General features: G+C 72.6%; 14 protein-coding genes. 4 read left to right on the top strand and 10 right to left on the bottom strand.

What is annotated here, in order from left to right; all coding sequences use genetic code 11:
* Window positions 1-60 precede the first annotated feature (60 nt).
* Window positions 61-2553 (top strand): RICIN domain-containing protein, encoded by a 2493-nt coding sequence (locus OHU74_RS31295; protein ID WP_371618986.1) that lies wholly within the window; start codon window positions 61-63, stop codon window positions 2551-2553.
* A 126-nt stretch (window positions 2554-2679) separates the two neighbouring features.
* Here the strand turns inward: OHU74_RS31295 and OHU74_RS31290 are convergent, their stop codons facing one another.
* From OHU74_RS31290 to OHU74_RS31275, 4 genes are all read right to left on the bottom strand, one after another.
* Window positions 2680-3147: a hypothetical protein gene (locus tag OHU74_RS31290; RefSeq protein ID WP_371618985.1), complete on the bottom strand. Its 468-nt coding sequence runs from the start codon at window positions 3145-3147 to the stop codon at window positions 2680-2682.
* A 10-nt stretch (window positions 3148-3157) separates the two neighbouring features.
* A complete protein-coding gene (locus OHU74_RS31285) occupies window positions 3158-4150 on the bottom strand; it encodes an SCO0930 family lipoprotein (protein WP_371618984.1) in 993 nt (330 codons plus the stop codon).
* A gap of 144 nt (window positions 4151-4294) precedes the next feature.
* Entirely contained in the window at window positions 4295-5743 is a 1449-nt protein-coding gene (locus OHU74_RS31280) for an NADH-ubiquinone oxidoreductase-F iron-sulfur binding region domain-containing protein (RefSeq protein WP_371618983.1), read from the bottom strand.
* Complete coding sequence (locus OHU74_RS31275) at window positions 5740-6741, bottom strand: hypothetical protein (protein WP_371618982.1); 1002 nt, start codon at window positions 6739-6741, stop codon at window positions 5740-5742. Before OHU74_RS31275 ends, OHU74_RS31280 begins: the two co-directional genes overlap by 4 nt.
* 462 nt (window positions 6742-7203) lie before the next feature.
* On the opposite strand from OHU74_RS31275, the gene OHU74_RS31270 reads away from it, so the two are divergent.
* On the top strand, window positions 7204-8448 hold the full coding sequence (locus tag OHU74_RS31270; RefSeq protein ID WP_371618981.1) for a PucR family transcriptional regulator: 1245 nt from the start codon (window positions 7204-7206) through the stop codon (window positions 8446-8448).
* 109 nt (window positions 8449-8557) lie between these two features.
* On the opposite strand, the gene OHU74_RS31265 is transcribed toward OHU74_RS31270, so the two are convergent.
* Both OHU74_RS31265 and OHU74_RS31260 read right to left on the bottom strand, forming a co-directional pair.
* Complete coding sequence (locus tag OHU74_RS31265; RefSeq protein ID WP_371619870.1) at window positions 8558-9949, bottom strand: DUF1996 domain-containing protein; 1392 nt, start codon at window positions 9947-9949, stop codon at window positions 8558-8560.
* A gap of 27 nt (window positions 9950-9976) precedes the next feature.
* Window positions 9977-10720 (bottom strand): DUF4142 domain-containing protein, encoded by a 744-nt coding sequence (locus OHU74_RS31260; protein ID WP_371618980.1) that lies wholly within the window; start codon window positions 10718-10720, stop codon window positions 9977-9979.
* A gap of 297 nt (window positions 10721-11017) precedes the next feature.
* Between OHU74_RS31260 and OHU74_RS31255 the strand changes: the two genes are divergently transcribed.
* The gene (locus OHU74_RS31255; RefSeq protein ID WP_371618979.1) at window positions 11018-12682 is read left to right on the top strand and encodes an alpha/beta hydrolase; all 1665 of its coding nucleotides are present in this window, start codon (window positions 11018-11020) and stop codon (window positions 12680-12682) included.
* 75 nt (window positions 12683-12757) lie between these two features.
* Here OHU74_RS31255 and OHU74_RS31250 read toward each other — a convergent pair whose 3' ends face one another.
* The 3 genes from OHU74_RS31250 to OHU74_RS31240 all read right to left on the bottom strand — a co-directional run bounded on the left by OHU74_RS31250 (window position 12758) and on the right by OHU74_RS31240 (window position 15830).
* On the bottom strand, window positions 12758-13213 hold the full coding sequence (locus tag OHU74_RS31250; protein WP_371618978.1) for an SRPBCC family protein: 456 nt from the start codon (window positions 13211-13213) through the stop codon (window positions 12758-12760).
* 131 nt (window positions 13214-13344) lie between these two features.
* On the bottom strand, window positions 13345-13758 hold the full coding sequence (locus tag OHU74_RS31245; RefSeq protein ID WP_371618977.1) for a PaaI family thioesterase: 414 nt from the start codon (window positions 13756-13758) through the stop codon (window positions 13345-13347).
* Window positions 13759-13805: 47 nt separating this feature from the next.
* Window positions 13806-15830, bottom strand: a complete 2025-nt coding sequence (locus tag OHU74_RS31240) for an FAD-dependent oxidoreductase (protein ID WP_371618976.1) — start codon at window positions 15828-15830, stop codon at window positions 13806-13808.
* Window positions 15831-16141: 311 nt separating this feature from the next.
* Between OHU74_RS31240 and OHU74_RS31235 the strand changes: the two genes are divergently transcribed.
* Window positions 16142-16441: an alpha/beta fold hydrolase gene (locus OHU74_RS31235; protein WP_371618975.1), complete on the top strand. Its 300-nt coding sequence runs from the start codon at window positions 16142-16144 to the stop codon at window positions 16439-16441.
* Here OHU74_RS31235 and OHU74_RS31230 read toward each other — a convergent pair.
* Window positions 16372-17040 (bottom strand): DUF4328 domain-containing protein, encoded by a 669-nt coding sequence (locus OHU74_RS31230; protein WP_371618974.1) that lies wholly within the window; start codon window positions 17038-17040, stop codon window positions 16372-16374. The two genes, OHU74_RS31235 and OHU74_RS31230, sit on opposite strands and share 70 nt — an antisense overlap.
* Between the last annotated feature and the right edge of the window lie 3 nt (window positions 17041-17043).

The raw sequence follows: 17043 nt of genomic DNA, 5'->3' as shown, positions 1-17043 counted from the left end.
CAAGGACGACGGACCGTCAAAGGAGCCGCCCCCCAGGGCTCCACCGATCAGGGAGTACCCGTGATCGCTCCTCGAAGCAGACTGGTCCGCGCACTCACCGCCGCCGCTCTGCTCATATCCGGCGGCAGCACGCTGCTGATGCCCACGGCATCCGCGGCGTCGGCCGCCGACGCCGCCCCCGCCTACACCGTCACCGTCGGTGCCAAGGGCTCCTGGACGAACCCCGACGACACCCCCGCCGGTCCTTATGTCGACAAGGACGGCACCTTCTACTTCCAGCAGGCCCACGCGCTCTACGGCGCCAACGACCCCCGCAAGTGGACGTTCTTCACCGGGACGAACCTCGACACCGCCACCCGGTCCGCCGCCATCAGCGACGCGGTCAACCCGGCCAACTCCAACGACCGCAACAACGACACCAGTTGGCGCTGCGACAACAGCCCGACCGGCCTCGAATCGACTTCCGCCCCGGCCGGGTCGAGCTACGCGCACCGCAACTACTGCGACCTGGCCGGTGTCTGGGTCGACCCGGACACCGGCGACTGGTACGGGCTGGTGCACAACGAGTTCACCCCGCAGCCCTTCGGCGACGGCCTGCACTTCGACGCCATCGACTACGCAGTCTCCAAGGACCAGGGCCGCACGTGGACCATCAAGGACCACGTCATCACCTCGCACTACAGCACCAAGCGCAACGACACGGCCGCCTTCCCGCAGCAGACCTTCGACTACGGCACCGGTGACCAGCGGCTGTTCGTGGACACGGCATCCGGCTACTTCTACGCCTTCTACGGCTCCCGGATCGTGAACAAGGGCGGCAGCTGGGCCGCGTTCTACGGGCACGTCGCCCGCGCTCCGATCTCGGCGAAGCTGGCGCCCGGCTCCTGGCAGAAGTGGTACGGCGGCGCCTGGTCCGAGCCCGGCCTCGGCGGCCGCGAGAGCAACATGGTCCCCGTGGACTCCGCCAGCACGACCGGATACACCCCGCCGTCCAAGGAGTACGACCCGGCCAACAGCGGCTCCGTAAGCCAGCAGATCGCCGCCGGCCTGATGCCCGCGACGTCCCCGCTGTTCGTCATGGACATCACCTACAACGCCCACCTCGGCCTGTACATCGGCGAGCCCCAGGCGGTCGACCAGAGCGGCAAGGCCTCCCAGGAGATCTACGCCACCGCCGACCTGACCACCCAGAAGTGGTTCCGCCTCGGCGACACGGGCAACTACAAGAACGCCTCCTGGTACCGCTGGTTCCTCGACAGCGGCAACAAGACCAGTTCCACGATCGTCGGGAAGAACTTCCGCTCCTACTGCTCCTTCGGCTGCTCCGGCGGATCCAGCAGCGAGTACGTCAACCTCGCGATCGACACGACCGAGCCCGCCGCTCCGGTCGACACCTCCAAGGCCTACCGGATCAGCAGCGCCGACGGCCGGGTCCTGGCTCAGGTCTCCGGCAGCTCTGCCACCACCTCGGGCGCCGCCGCCACCGGCTCCGGCCTCGAGTCGTGGACCTTCGCCTCGAACGGCGACGGTTCGTACCGCATCGCCAACTCCAGCAGCGGTCAGCTCCTGGGAGTGGGCGCCACCTCCACGGCCACCCGCGCCTGGGGCACCAAGCCCACCGTCACCGCGGCCGGAACCGGCGGGCCCACCGTCGGCCAGCAGTGGTTCGTCATCCGCGGCACCTCGCCCGCCGACGGCACCTCCACCGGCACGTACAAGATCGTCAACCGGTACAGCGGCCTCGTCATCGGCCTCTCCGCGGACTCCACCCGGCCCTCCGAGACCACGCCCACCCGCAGCTGGACCAACACCACCGGCAACACGGTCGGCGGCACCCGCTCGGCCGCCGAGCAGACCCTGGCACTGACCCCGATCGCCCAGGCACCGGAGACGGTGACGGTCACCAACCCGGGCAACCAGGCCGGCGCCCCGAACAAGGCCGTCTCCCTCCAGCTCACGGCGACCGACTCCGTCGGCAAGCCCCTGACCTTCACGGCGACCGGCCTGCCTGCCGGATTGGGCATCAGCGCCGGCGGCCTGATCACCGGCACCCCCACCACCGCCGGAACCTCGACCGTGACGGTCACCGCCGCGTCCGGCACCGCCACCGGCACGGCCACCTTCACCTGGGCGGTCACGGCCTCCCTCAATGGGGTCCACACCCTGACCGCCGGGGGCAAGGCACTCGACAACCCCGGCCACAGCACCACCGCCGGCACCCAGCTCATCACCTGGACACCCAACGGCGGCGCCAACCAGAGCTGGGCCTTCACCCAGCAGGCCGACGGCACGTACCAGCTGAAGAACACCGAGTCCGGCCTGTGCGCCGACGTAGACGGAGGCTCCACCAGCGCCGGCGCGAAGATCATCCAGTGGACCTGCGGCAACGGCGCCAACCAGCACTGGACCATCACGCGACTGGCCAACGGCGCCCACACCGTCGCCTCCGCGTCGAGCGGACTGCTCCTGACCACCGCGTCCTCCGGCAACGGCGCACTGGTCACCCAGCAGCCCGACACCGGCAGCGCGCTCCAGCAGTGGACCATCGGCTGAGTCCACCGCGGCCTTGACCGGCCTGCCGGGGTCCCGGTCCCACCCGGGACCCCGGCAGGCCTTCTGCTGCCACACCGCCGATCCGCACGATCGGTCGACTCCGGAGGCCGCCGGTGGAGGGACCGCCTACATGGGATGGCCCGCCCCATGGGATTCGGACGGATCGTGCGGGGCGTGGACGGAGCCTGATTCCAGGGTGCCGCCCAGGTGGTCGCGGAGGGGGGTCAGGGCCTCCGGGGTGGCGGCGGTGACGACCCAGAGGTCGCCGACCAGGTAGGTGCCCCCGTAGGCACGGGATTCGGCGAGCCAGGTCTCGCGGCCGGCGCCGGTGCTGAAGGTGGCCATCCGGTAGGCCTGCGGGCCCACCTCGCAGGCGCCTTCGCGCAGTTCCTCCGCATCGACCGTGACCTCGGCCCGGCAGCCCAGGGCCTCGGCGATCCGGTCCAGCGGGGCGGGGGCCGGGTCCGCGGCACCGGCGGAGGCCCGGGAGGCGGGCCCCGATCCGCCGCAGCCCGCGCAGAGCAGGGAGGCCAGCAGGACGACGGCGCAGGGCAGCACGTGGCGGGCGCCGATGTGGGGCGGGTCGGGCAGCACGGCGGCGGCCTCAGGATGCCGCCGTGATCTTCTTGCCCGCGTCGTCGACCGCGAACCAGAGCCCCTGCTTGCCCTGGCCGTTGGTCTGGCCGGGCGCGGTATCGCCCGTGAACAGGTAGACGGGCCAGCAGTCGATCGTCAATTGCTGTGTTCCGTCCGGGCGTTTGACGGATCCGACGAGTCCGGCGGGGATATCGGAGACCTTCTCCTTGTCCACGGGTGCGGCGGGTTTCCAGGTGTTCAGGCAGGCGTCGAGGCAGCCGAATTTCATCGGCCAGGCACTGTCCTTGTTGAACCGGTAAAGGGTGCGTCCCTGGGAATCGACCAGAAGCTTTCCGAGTTTCGCATCGGCGGTCACGGAGAGGTCGGACCCCTTCTTTTCCGGGGCCTTGTCGGCGGTCGCCTTGTTGTCGATGGACTTCTTGCCGTTCGGGGCCAGTGCGTGCCAAGTGCCGCCCACCCCTTCGCCCTTCGCGTCGCCCGCCTGGGTGTCCTTCGCGTACCGGTACACGGGCCAGCCGGCGAGCGTGAGCTGCCGGATGCCGTCGGGCCGTTCGACCGCGCCGAGGAGGCTCACGTCGATGCCCGCGGCGGCCTTCGCGTCTTCCGCCGGGACGGGCGGCCAGGTCGTGGCGCAGGCGCCCTCGCAGGCCGAACGGGACGGCTCGGCCGTGTCCTTGTCGAAGCGGTAGAGGGTCGCTCCGGCCCCGTCGGTGACCACGCCGCCGATGCCCGGGACCTCCCGGACCGCCAGCTCGCCCGCCTGGGCCGAGGTGGCCGGAGCCGAGGCGGCCGGGTCGGCCGCGGCCGCCGGGTCGGCGCCGGAGCCGGATCCGGAGCCGTATCCGCTCCCGTAGCCGTCACCGATGGCCTTGTCCGCCGCGGCCGGCCGTACGGAATCCACGGTGCGCAGGGATCCCCCGCCGCTTCCGCATCCCGCCGTCAGCATGAGTACCGCCACCATCGATCCCGTCGCGGTGGCCACATGAAGCCTGTTGCCCATGATCTCTCCTCAGGATTTCGTCCGGCGTGTTTTTCCCACGGCCATTCATAGGGCCACCAGGGCCGCCCCCATTCGAAATCCGGGGAATTTATCAGATCGCGCCAAAGGGTGAACTCGGCCCGCCCGCAGCCGTGCACAGCCCGTTCATTCCTGAATGCGCAGCGCCAGGGCCGGGCAACGGCGCACCGCGCGCAGCGCTTTGGGTCGCAGGCGTCCGGGGACCGGCATGACCCCCTGGGCGGGGTAGCCGTCGGCGTCCAGCCGGACCACATCGGGCAGCAGGTCCACGCACAGGCCGTGGCCCTTGCACAACGTCCAGTCCACGACGAGGCGTTCGGGGTTCTCGTCGGCCGGCAGCGGCAGCGCTCCCAGCACCGGGCGTCCGCAGCCGCTGCCCAGCGCGTGGTCGCGGAACTCGTCGGGGAAGACGGCCAGCGCCGAGGCCACGAAGGCGGACGTACCGTCCGGGTGGGCGCACGCGCCGCGGCCCAGCACCCCTCGCATCCGCGCCTGTACCGCCTCGAGGGCCGCTCCTCCCCCGCCGCCCACGAGCTGTTCCACCGCGTCGGCGAGCGCGGGCAGGCCCCGGACGCACGGGCCGCACTGGCCCGCCGATTCCTCCGCCATCCAGCGGGTGACCCGGGCCACCTCGCCGGCCGGACAGGTGTCCTCGGGCAGCGGCAGCACCGCGCCGGCCCCCAGCACCGCGTCGTACGCGGCCAGGGACCGCCGGGACAGGGCGGCCTCCCGCGCGGCCGCCGGGGCCAGCCACCGGCCGTGGTAGCCGCCGACGAGGACGCCCTGGCCCGGTACGGTTCCGCACAGGTCCAGGACGTACGCCAACGAGGTCCCGAGCGGTACCTCGACGACGGTCGAGCCGGCGACGGTGAGCAGGGTGGTTCCGGGTTCCGCGGGCAGGCCGGCCGTACGGTACTCCTGGGCGCCGATCCGGGCGGCGACGGCGAGGTGTGCGTACGTCTCGGCGTTGGACAGCAGGGTGGGGAGGCCGCCGAGTCCCCGCTCGGCGGTGCGCACCTTCTGTCCGGACGGCAGGGCGGGCCCGCCGTCGAGCCCCTTGACCAGGGCGGTCCCCTCGCCCGTGACGAAGCGTTCGGGCAGTCGGACGACGCGGACCCGGCGGCCGACCGGGCCGCGTTCGGCCACGGCCGCGCCGAGGGACTGTTCCACGTCCTCCCGGGTCACGCCGACGACCACGTCCTCCGCTCCGAGGGCCGCGGCGGCCAGCAGGGCCCCGTCGAGCACCAGGTGCGGTACGTGCAGCAGCAGGGCGGCGTCCTTGAGGCAACTCGGCTCTCCCTCCGAGGCGTTGACCACGACGGCGGTGCGTCCGTCGCGTCCGCGCGCGGACCGCATGACGGCCCGGAGCTTGCGGGCGAACGGGAAGCCCGCTCCTCCGCGTCCGCCCAGGCCGATGTCCTCGGCGAGCGCGACCAGGCCCTCCGGCGGGTAGGGGGGCAGGGCGCCGTGCACGCTCAGGTGGCCGGCGCGGTCGAGCCGGTCCGCGGCGTCGAGTCCGGCGAGCAGTCGGGGCTGTCCCACGCAGCCGAGTACGGGGCGCGTCACCGGGCTCATCGCCGCCCCCGCACGCCGTCGACCGGCTCACCGGGGCGGTCGGGGGCGGGGCCGGGGCCGTGTCGCGGCCCGGGCCCGCCGGAGACGAACACCTTGGGGCGCGACTGCCGGGTGAGGCGCGCGGTCAGCAGCTCCGCGGCCCATTCCGCGGGCTTGCGCACGAACGGCACGGGGTTGCGCGGCGGAGCCTGCCCCGGTACCCGGGGCGCACCGGGCGCCGGGGCGGGCGGCCGGACGGGCGACGCGCGTAGCTGCGTACGCGACTGGGTACGCAGCTTCGTGCGCAAGCGGATCACCAGCACCCCCGCGACGGCGACCAGGCACAGAGCGTACGCGGCCGTCACCCAACCGCTGGCGGGGCGCCCGGACTTGAGCCCGTGGACGAGCGATGCACCCCAGGCCGGGTAGGCGCCCACGTGCAGGGCCCGCCACCACAGCGAGCGGCCCCGGGTGGCGAAGGCGCTGCGGACGGCGCCGGAGACGGCCACCGCCACGAAGAGGTATCCGGCCAGGGTGCCGAGGCCGATGAGCAGTGGCCGGTTGGCGTCCGCGAAGGGCAGGACCACGGCCGCGGCGTCGGCCTGGGACCGGGCGACCTTGATCCATACGTGCAGGCCGAGGAAGGCGAGTCCGGCGACGGCGAGGCCGCGGTGCGCTCCTTGGGCCGCCAGGCGGTGGGCGGAGGCGAGGAGTGTGCGGTCGGTGGCCGCCAGGCCCCACAGGACGGCGCCGGTGAGCGAGACGAGCGAGAGGACTCCCGCCCCGTAGTCGAGGAAGTCCCACAGGTGGGTCAGGGCTCCCGCGCGCGCGGACACGACCAGTGCGGACAGGGCGGCCAGAGCCGCGGCGCCCAGGGCGGCGGGGTGCGGTCCCCCGGCCGCGGACAGCAGGGGTGGCCGCCGGACCGCCCGGCGGCCGGTTGCCGATGCCGCGCCCGGTTGGCGTCTGGCGCGGCGGGCCCGGTGCGAGCGTGGTGTTCGAGTCTGGAGCAGGGGCATGTGGTCTCCCAAACGGGGCCCGAGCACTTCCGCCGCACGCTCGGCGCCCGGGGTGGACGTCGCAACCGCTCCTCGGCGGACGGGAGATGGGCGCTTCGCCCACCGGGCCGGCCGGGAGCGGGGGCCGGAGTGCAGAAGCATCCTGGAGCTTCGCAAGGTCTCCACGGGATTTATCTAAACGTGATAATTTCTGGCCCTCGCACAGCCATCGCATCGAACATCCCCGGAAGATTCCCTTCCAGTGGTGCGGTTGCGACGGGGTTGACGCCTGGTTCGCCGCCGCACCTCCCCGACGGCGCTTGGGCCGAGGCCGCGGGACTGCAAGCGGTTGGCATGGTCCTGGAGGGAGTACGGGGCGCTCAACTCCCCCGCCGGCATGGCGTCGGCGGGGCGGGAGGAGCCCCCGGCAGGTTTGCCACCCTCCCACGGGGCACGCCACACCCCGGCTTGAACGAGGTAACAATGTGCGAACTTCTGAACCGCATCTGGTCCCGACCACGGGGCGAGTGGACCCGGGTCCTGCGCAGGGAACTGCCCACGCTGGCCGCGGGGATGGTGGAGGAGCTGCGGGAGACCCTCCCGGGATTCTCGGCGCTCGTCGACGACGTCGACGACGAACTGGTCAGACAACGACTGGAGGCGGCCCTGCTCACCGCCCTCGGTTACCGCGAGGCCTCCGCGGAGGAGCCGGGCGACCGGCACCCGGCGGACCAGGGGCATCCGGACCACGGGCATCCGGACCCGGAGCAGGGGAACCGGGAGGAGGGGGACCTGGTACGGGAGCGGTCCGCGCGCAGGCGCGGCCGCGGCCCGGACACCGGGTCCGCCGCAGCTCCGGTCCACGAGCCCTGCCCCTCCGTGCCGTTGACGCCCCTGAAGGCCGTGCCCTCGCAGCGGACGGGCTCGGTCCGCGAACTTGCCCGGCGGGAGCTCTTCACCGTACTCACGGGTGACATGCCCCTGTCGGACCTGGCGCTCGCCGACCTGGCGAGCGCGGCCGGCTGGCCGCTGCCCGCGGCGGTACGGGCCGTCGTGCCGGCCTCTCCCGGCGAGACCCAGCAGCTCGCCGCCCTCCTCGACGACTGCCTCGGCGGCATGGCCGGCGGGCAGCCCTGTCTGCTCGTCCCGACCGAGGACCCGGAGGCACGCACCGCGCTGGACTGCGCGCTGCGCGGCCGGTTCGCCGCCGTGGGCCACCCCGTCGCGCCCCGCGACAGCGCCTCCTCCCTGCGCTGGGCGGTACGGCTGCTGTCGCTGACCCCGACGCGGGCCGGTCTGGACGTCCGGGCCGTCTACGTGGACGACCACCTCTCCACCCTGCTGCTGCTCCAGGACGAGCCGCTGGCACACGCTCTCGCCGCACGCTGGCTGCGACCCCTGGCGGAACTGACCCCGCGCCAGAGCGAGCGCCTCGAAGTGACCCTGCTGGCCTGGCTGGAGGGCGGCGGAGCGCCCGAGGCGGCCAAAGCCCTGAGTGTTCACCCCCAGACGGTCCGGTACCGCATGCGCCAGCTGGAGAAGCTCTTCGGTCCCGGCCTGCGGGACCCGCGCACCCGTTTCGAACTGGAACTGGCCCTGCGCAGCCGCCGTCTGATGGCCCAGGTGCGGCTGCGGCCCTCCCGCGGCAGCCGCCGGGCCCGGGTGGTCACCGCGGACTTCCGGCCGCCGCTGGGCGCCGGGCGCATCGCCCGCGTCAACGGCCTCTGACCCCGACCCCGACCCCGCACAAGGCGGTGCCGGTCCGAAGCGGGCTTCGGACCGGCACCTTCCCGGGGCGGCCGGGGACCTGGGGGAGGCGGGCCGCCCCGGGGGCTCTTTACCGGCAGGAACGCCCGCCGTTGATGCAGCGCACCGCGTTGGCCATCAGCGCGTCCGACATCACGTTGATGAAGTCCCCGTGGTCGGTCACCGGCTTGTGCAGCTGCTCGGGGAAGCTGTCCACCGCGAAGCGCGCGCCCGGGGGGACCGCGTAGACGATGCGCTGCACCAGCTGCGGGATCGCCTTGAAGCCCGACCTGCAGGAGCCGTCGGCGGCCGCGAAGGCCACGTGGGTGCGGTGGTTGGCACTGTCGGTGTTCTTGCCGTCCCAGCAGCTCTGGAAGGTGAACGTGCGCACCACGTCGCTGCCCTTGGGACAGATCGGGTACTTGTCCTTCAGCTGCCGGTCCTCGAAGCCGGTGCAGCTCCACGAGGCGTTGGCGTTGGCCGGGCCGTTGGTGAACGCCTTCGCGTCACCGGTGATGATCCGCAGGAAGCGGGGCATGGCGGTGACCCGGGAGACCGGGCTCCCCTTGAAGTCGGTCGTCACCTGCTTGGGCCGCAGGATCGTGCCCACGTTGGCGTCCTGACCGCCGCCGGGGGCAGCCGCGTCCTGTTCCGCCTTGCCGTCGCGCAGCCGCAGCACGGGCCAGTAGTACGTGGACTGGTCGCCGTTGGTGCACGTGGTCCCGGAAGCGGCCAGGCTCTTGTTGGTGGAGAAGGCGTCCGTGGTCTTGTTGCCGACGTAATCGTGCATGTGGTGGGCGCCGTTGCCCACCCCGGGGGCGACGATCACGTTGTCGGGGTTGAGGTGCCGGTTCTCGTTGCGGCCGCACTGGACGGCGATCGATCCGGTGGATGCGGTGGACTTGGGCTTCGGGGCGCGCACGTTCGGCTTGACGGAGCCGATGGCGACGAAGTCGCCGCGCGCCGGACCGCCCTTCGCCGGGGCTCCCGAGCCCGAGCGGGCCGCCGGGCCCGCGAGCGCGTTCGTACCGTCCAGGCCCTCGTCGTCGTTGCCGGTCGGCGCCTCCCGCATCGCGCAGGCGCTCAGTTGCGCCAGCCCGTCGGGGCGGGCGGTGGTGCGTCCGATGGCGTCGGACATCCGGCCGATCGCGGCGTCCCGCTGGCCCTTCAGCTCCCCGAGCAGCGCCCCGCCCTGCGCCTTGCCGGTGGCGAGCCGCTGGTAGGCGTCGGCGATCTGGGTGTCGAGCCCCGCGAGCTCCCGGTCCACCTCGGGCCGGGCCTCATCGGGCACCTCGCTCAGCTGCTCGCCCACGTCGGGGCAGTCGATGGTGGCCGTGACCGGCGCGGTGCGCGCCTTGTCCTGGCCGGCGGAGGCGCCTTGGGCGGCGATCACCACCGCGCCGCCGCCCAGGGCGAGGGCGCTGACGAGGGCGAGGGCCTTGTACGAGGGCCTCAGGCGGCGTTTGTGTCCGGTGCGGTTCATTGGGTTCATCGGCTTCATGCGATCACTTCACTTCCTCGAACGGGAGTCGGCGGAGGAGGCCGGAGCGGAGGTGGGGGCGGGAGCGGGGGCCCGGCCGGCGGGCACGGCGTCCGCGAGGCCGTCGAAGTCGACCAGCCCACTGGCCTCCAGGATCGAGATGTGGTCCAGGACCGTGGTGTTGGCGTCCGTGGCCAGCTCGCGGACCATGGAGTTCCTCGTCTGCGCCCGCACTTGGGCGACGAGCGTGAACACCTTGCCGTGGGCCCGGCGCAGCAGCTGGATGAACAGCCGCTCGTACGCGGCCCCCTGCGCGCGGTCCAACTGGTCGAGCCAGGCCTGCTGCTGATCGGAGGGCCGGTCGGGCAGGTCGAGGCCGAGGGCCTGACCGACCTCCCGGACCCGCCGGTCCAGCTCGGTGTGCCCCTCCACGAGGTGCTCCCCGGCCATGCGCACCGCCGGGCTGGTGCCCCGCTGCTGCGCCTGCCGCCCCGCGGGCAGCTCCCACAGCCCTGCGAGGCGGACCTTGCGGACGAAGTCGCGGTCCTGGGGGGTGAGCGGCCCGAAGGCCGTGCTCGTGATCCCGGCGCCGTCGTCGTCGGGGGCGGCGACGGGAGCCGCGGCGGCCTCGGCGATCCTGCCGCCGAAGCTCCGCACCGGGATCAACAGCGCGATCAGGGTGAGGGCCAGGGCGCCGATGACGATGCCCGTACCCATCACGTGTCGCGAAGCGACCGACATGCTGCCGACGGCCGACCGACGGATTGACGGCACTGTGCCTCCTTGCTGCGCGGACCGGGAGCGGTCCCGGTCCCTGGTCTCCCGGGACGCTAGCGCCCGTTGCGGCACCCCTTTCCAAGCCCCATCACGAATGGACAAACATCCGGGCAACGCCCCGAAGGGCTGCTATGGGGCCGACCGCGTCACCACAGCCAGCGTGTCGGCCAGTTGTCCGGATTTCAGCTCGTTCGTGAGGCCCATGGGGGCTGGCACCACGGGATGATTCGGACGGGCGGTCGGGTGCAGGAGGGTGGAGCCCGGGACCAACCTCCTTGAAAGGAAAGGCTCTTCGTGCGAAAGAAACGACTGGCATCCTTACTGGCCGCCGCCGGGCTCCTCGCGAGTTCCGTGTCCCTGACGGCTGCCGCTCAGGCATTCGCCGCTCCGGTTGCCGACGAGGCTCCCGCTGCCGACAACGCTCCCCTTTCCGGCGAAGCTCCCCTTGCCGACACATACCTGCGCCAGCAGCCCGCGTGGCACCGCTGCAGCCCCGATCAGCCCGCCTCGTACGAGTGCGCCACCATCAAGGTGCCGCTCGACTACCAGCGGCCCCGGGGGAAGACGCTCGACCTCGCCATGTCCCGGGTCAGGAGCGAGAACCCGGCGAAGCGGCACGGGGTCATGCTGCTCAACCCGGGCGGGCCGGGCGGCAGCGGGCTCGATCTGCCCCTGTACATCGGGGAGTCGATGCCCAAGGAGGTCCGCGAGCAGTACGACTTGATCGGCTTCGATCCGCGCGGGGTCGGGGCCAGCTCTCCGGTGACCTGCGGACTGACCGACACCGAGCAGGAGTTCGACCGGGCCTACCGGCCCGAGACCTTCCCCTCCGATGTCGCGTGGGCCCGTACGGTCGCCGACAAGTGCCGGGAGAAGGCCGGTTCCGTGCTCCCGTACCTCACCACCCGCAACACCGCGCGCGATATGGACACGATCCGTGCGGTGCTGGGCGAGCGGAAGATCTCGTACCTGGGGTACTCGTACGGGACCTACCTCGGCGCGGTGTACACGCAGATGTTCCCGAACCGCACCGACCGCTTCGTGCTGGACAGCGGGGTCGACCCGGACCGGATCTGGCGGGGCATGATCCAGGTCTGGGCGACGGAGGCCGAGCCCGCCTTCGCGCGCTGGACGCGCTGGGCGGCGGAGCGCGCGGGCGAGTACCACCTCGGCGACAGCCCGGCCTCGGTGTCCGGGACCTTCTGGCAGCTGGTGGCGAGGGCCGACCGGGATCCGATCGTCTTCCAGGGGCAGAAGATCAACGGCGACGACATCCGCCGCGCACGCGGAATGTTCTTCTATCCCGCGCAGATCACTCCGCTGGTGGTGGCGCTGAAGGACGCCGCCGACGGAAAGCCGGGCGGGCCCACCGCCTTCGACATGAAGAAGGCCCTCGCGGGCGGATCCGGGAACGGCGCCGCGGCCGAACCCGCTTCGGACAACGGGACCGCCGTCTTCTGGAGCGTGGTGTGCGGGGACACGGCCGACTGGCCGCGCGATCCCGAGCGGTACCGGCGCGACGCGGTCAGGGACAAGGCCGCGTACCCGCTCTACGGGGACTTCGCCTCGAACATCAAGCCGTGCGCCTTCTGGCAGCGGCCCCTGGAGGCGGCGACCCCGATGAGGACGAGGGCCGCCGTGGTCACCGTGCAGAACGAGTGGGATTCGCAGACCCCGCTGGCCAGCGGCCTGGGCATGCACCGCGCGCTGAAGGGCTCGCGGATGGTCCTGGCCCTGGGCGGCGAGGGCCACGGCGCCTACCTGGCCGATCCGTCCTCGTGCGTCAACGCCCCGGTCAGCGAGTACCTCGTCACGGGCCGGCTCCCGGCCCAGGACCTGACCTGCCGGGCCACGGGCGGCCGGGCTGAGCTCGGTGCCGGATCGGGGTCTGGTTCGGGAACCGGGTCGGCTCCGGCCGGACGGCTCCCGTTCCCGTCGGGCGGGCCGGGCCGCTTCTGACGCACAGCCCGCCCATCGCACCCGCCGACGGCACCCTCCTGCCGTCGGCGGGTGTCGTCGCAGGTCCGCGCGGCTTCAGGTCACGTGCGGGGACGCCTCGACCGCCGCCTTGATGCGACGGCCGAAGTCGGGGGCGTCCTTGCGTGCCGCGCTCAGGGCCAGGCCGACCAGCAGCCTGCCCAAGCCGTGCCCGGTGAGCGTGTTGAAGATCCGGACCCGGGTGCGGCCTCCGGGGAGTTCCTCCAGGTCGTAGCCGCCGTCCGCGGTGACCATGTTCTCGCTCAGCTCCGACCAGCGGATCTGCCGCGGCGCGTCGAGCGCGGTGATCTGGAAGGCGCGGTCGGTCTTCATCCCCGCGTCCTTCACGGTGCTGCGGAACATCGTGCCGACGGCCGTCGGGCCGTCCGGGGTCCGGGTGATCTTCTGGACGCGCGGGCTGAATTCGGGGTCGTGGCGCCCGTCGGCGAGGTACGCGAAGACCTCGTCGACGGGGCGGTCGATCTCGACGCTCGCCTCGAACTGTCCGGACATGACCGCTCCTCGCGCGCCGGGCCGAAGGTTGCCCTGCCTCCACGATCGCAGAGCCGTTCCCTACGCGCGCGCCGGCAGCCCCGACGACAGGACCTCCAGCGTTTCGCGGAGCGTGTCGCCGCGCGGTCCGCTCACCCGAGCAGGGCGTAGACCGTGGAGGCCTTCGCGGCCGGCTCCGGCGCGCCCTCGGGGGTCATGGTGATGTCGGCGAAGGCCATCCGCTTGCCGAGTTTGGTGATCCGTACGTCGATCAGCACGTCGGCGCCGACCACCGGCCGCTGGAAGCTGGTGGACTGCTGGACCGTGGTCATCGGGCCGTACGCCCCGCGTGCGGCGGAGATCGCGATGACGGTGGCGGTGTCGGCGGCGGCCATCAGGGCCTGGCCGGACAGCCCCCCGCCGTCCCGGGCGAGGGCGTCGGACCAGGGCAGCCGGAGCACGGCGTGCCGCTCGCCCGTCTCCTGGACGGTGAGCCCCAGGGCCAGCACCCAGGGGGCGAAGTTGTCGGTGAGGATCTTGTCCGCGTCTGCCGGTGTCAACGTCACCGGCTGATTGTGGCGGCCCGGTCCGGGCCGCCACAACACCCCGTCGCTCAGAGGGAGGCGGCCAGTTCCGTGCCCTGCCGGATGGCCCGCTTGGCGTCGAGCTCGGCGGCCACGTCGGCGCCGCCGATCAGGTGGGCCTCGATCCCGGCCGCGCGCAGGGCCTCGTACAGGTCGCGGCGCGGCTCCTGGCCGGTGCACAGGACCACCGTGTCGGCGGGTACCAGTTGCTGCTCGCCCTCGACCGTGATGTGCAGGCCCTCGGCGTCGATGCGGTCGTACGTGGCCCCCGCGACCGAGACGACGCCGCGGTGCTTGAGCTCCGCGCGGTGGATCCAGCCGGTGGTGGTGCCGAGGCCCGCGCCGACCTTGGTGGTCTTGCGCTGGAGCAGGTGGACCCGGCGCGGCGGGGCCGGACGTTCGGGGGCGGTGAGGCCGCCGGGGCCGGTGTACGCGGTGTCCACGCCCCAGTGGCGGAAGTAGACCTCGGGGTCCTGGGAGGCGCCTTCGCCGCTGTCGGTGAGGTACTCGGCCACGTCGAAGCCGATGCCGCCGGCGCCGAGGACCGCGACGCGCTCGCCGACGGGGGCTCCGTCGCGCAGGACGTCGAGGTAGGTCACGACGGTGGGGCCGTCCACGCCCTCGATGTCGGGGATGCGGGGGGTGACTCCGGTGGCGACGACGACCTCGTCGTAGCCGCGCAAGGTCTCCACTTCGGCGCGGGTGTTCAGCTTGACCTCGACCGCGTGCTCGGCGAGCTGGGTGCCGAAGTAGCGGATGGTCTCCTCGAACTCCTCCTTGCCCGGGACGCGTCGGGCGATGTCGAGCTGGCCGCCAATGTGGCCGGAGGCCTCGTACAGGGTGACGGCGTGGCCGCGCTCGGCGGCGGAGACCGCGCAGGCCAGACCGGCCGGGCCGGCTCCGACGACAGCAACGCGCTTCTTCAACTTCGTTGCGGAGAGCGTCAGTTCAGTCTCGTGGCAGGCGCGCGGGTTGACCAGGCAGCTGGTGATCTTGCCGCTGAAGGTGTGGTCGAGGCAGGCCTGGTTGCAGCCGATGCACGTGTTGATGGTCTCGGAGCGGCCCGCGGCGGCCTTGGCGACGAAATCGGCGTCGGCGAGGAAGGGGCGGGCCAGCGAGACCAGGTCCGCACGCCCGTCGGCGAGCAACTCCTCGGCGATCTCCGGGGTGTTGATGCGGTTGCTCGTGACGAGGGGGACGGACACGGCGCCCATCAGCCGCTTGGTGACCCAGGTGTAGGCACCACGCGGGACGGAGGTGGCGATGGTGGGGATGCGGGCCTCGTGCCAGCCGATGCCCGTGTTGATGATGGTGGCGCCCGCGGCCTCGATCTCCTTGGCGAGGTGCACCACCTCGTCGAGGGTGGAGCCGCCGGGGATCAGGTCCAGCATGGACAGCCGGTAGATGAGGATGAAGTCCTCGCCCACGGCCGCGCGGGTTCGCCGCACGATCTCCAGGGGGAAGCGGACGCGGTTCTCGTACGCACCGCCCCAGCGGTCGGTGCGCTTGTTGGTGGCGGCGGCGATGAACTCGTTGACCAGGTAGCCCTCGGAGCCCATGATCTCGACGCCGTCGTAGCCGGCGAGCTTCGCGAGGCGGGCGGCGCGGACGAAGTCCTCCACGGTGCGCTCGACTTCGGCGTCCGTGAGGGCGTTCGGGACGAACGGACTGATCGGGGCCTGGAGCGCGCTGGGGGCGACCAGGTCCTTGTGGTAGGCGTAGCGGCCGAAGTGCAGGATCTGCATCGCGATCCTGCCGCCCTCGGCGTGCACGGCCTCGGTGATCACCCGGTGCTCGGCGGCCTCCTCCTCGGTGGTGAGGCGGGCGCCGCCCTCGAAGGGGCGGCCGGCGTCGTTGGGGGCTATGCCGCCGGTGACGATCAGGCCGGCTCCCCCGCGGGCGCGCTCGGCGTAGAAGGCGGCGAGGCGCTCGAAGCCGCGCTCGTGCTCTTCGAGGCCGGTGTGCATGGAGCCCATGATCACGCGGTTCGGCAGGGTGGTGAAGCCGAGGTCCAGGGGGCTCAGCAGGTGCGGGTACCGGCTCTGGGAACTCATGAGGGGGCGCCTCCTCGCGCGGGGGTGTTGAAGCTGTTCTAGCTGAGCGGGCGCTTATTTTGCAACTAGGTGCAAAAACAGGAGCCCGGGCCCGCGTCCCGGAAATCCGGGGATTCCGGGGACGAAGGGCCCGGGCCGCCGAGACCTGTGGCGCAGTTCACGGCCGTGGAGATCACCAAGGCGCCCGGCGACCGCCCCCGCGCACCGCGCGACGGTCGACAGCGGCCGCCCCGTCTCCCCGGTGCTCAAGAGCCAGAAGGTGCACCCGGCGCTGCGGGCCGGCCCCTGCCGCACCCGGTAGCGTCGCTCCGGTGACGGAACTGCACGCGGTGACGGCGAACGGTGGGGTGCGGATCTCCTACGAGGTCACGGGCCCGGCGGACGGACCACCGGTCCTCCTGCTCCCCGCACTGGGCGAAACGGCCGCCGACTGGGCAGCCGTGCGGGACGGACTCGCGCGGGAGCGCCGGGTGTTCGCGCTGGACCTGCGCGGCCTTCCTCGCGGCATGACCCCGCCCGGGCGGCCGGGCCGGGGCGCCGCTCAGGCGGCGGACTGCATGGCCGACAGGCGGCGTACGAAGAGGATGGCCAGTCCCGCCGCCACTGCGTAGACCAGGTCCGAGGCCGCAGCGAGCAGAGCGGCCTCGCGCACCGCGTCCCGGGTCGCGGCGCCCCGGGCGAACACACCCGCACCGCCGGAGGCCAGCATCGCCGCACCGAGGGCTCCGGCCCAGGCGTAGACGGGGCCGAACGAGGTCAGCGCGGCCTTGCCGGGCAGCCTCGAGGCACTGGCCGCCCACACCTTCACGGCGATCAGGCACGGCAGGACGGTCCAGCCCAGGACCGGGATGAACCAGACCCCGATCGCCCAGCCGGCACCGCCCCGGAACGTGCCCTGCGCGTACACGCCGGCGTTCACCCGGACCCGGTGGAACCAGACGATGAAGACCACCGCGGTGGGGATCATGGCCAGGAGGACCAGGCTCGTCGCGATCATGAGCAGATTCCCGGAATGTCCCAGCCCCACGGCCTCCTCGAAGCCGTCCAGCGCTCGGTACCGGTTGACCCCGGCGGCGACGGCGAGCAGCCGGGTCGCGGCGCACAGGCCGAGCAGTACGGTCAGCGCCGTCGCCAGTCCCTTCGGTGAGCGCAGGAGGGAGCGCGCCGGGGGCGCGCCGAGCGGGGACAGTCTTGCGGTACCGGCGGACATGAA

The sequence above is a fragment of the Streptomyces sp. NBC_00454 genome (assembly GCF_041434015.1).
GTDB lineage: Bacteria > Actinomycetota > Actinomycetes > Streptomycetales > Streptomycetaceae > Streptomyces.
The sequence above is the reverse complement of the archived record's forward strand: the minus strand, read 5'-3'. Positions and strand labels throughout refer to the sequence as shown.

Coding starts and splice junctions, on each gene's coding strand:
- OHU74_RS31285 (WP_371618984.1), bottom strand. CDS start 4,150: ATGGGCAACAGGCTTCATGTGGCCACCGCGACGGGATCGATGGTGGCG.
- OHU74_RS31280 (WP_371618983.1), bottom strand. CDS start 5,743: ATGAGCCCGGTGACGCGCCCCGTACTCGGCTGCGTGGGACAGCCCCGA.
- OHU74_RS31275 (WP_371618982.1), bottom strand. CDS start 6,741: ATGCCCCTGCTCCAGACTCGAACACCACGCTCGCACCGGGCCCGCCGC.
- OHU74_RS31270 (WP_371618981.1), top strand. CDS start 7,204: ATGTGCGAACTTCTGAACCGCATCTGGTCCCGACCACGGGGCGAGTGG.
- OHU74_RS31265 (WP_371619870.1), bottom strand. CDS start 9,949: ATGAACCGCACCGGACACAAACGCCGCCTGAGGCCCTCGTACAAGGCC.
- OHU74_RS31250 (WP_371618978.1), bottom strand. CDS start 13,213: ATGTCCGGACAGTTCGAGGCGAGCGTCGAGATCGACCGCCCCGTCGAC.
- OHU74_RS31240 (WP_371618976.1), bottom strand. CDS start 15,830: ATGAGTTCCCAGAGCCGGTACCCGCACCTGCTGAGCCCCCTGGACCTC.
- OHU74_RS31230 (WP_371618974.1), bottom strand. CDS start 17,040: ATGTCCGCCGGTACCGCAAGACTGTCCCCGCTCGGCGCGCCCCCGGCG.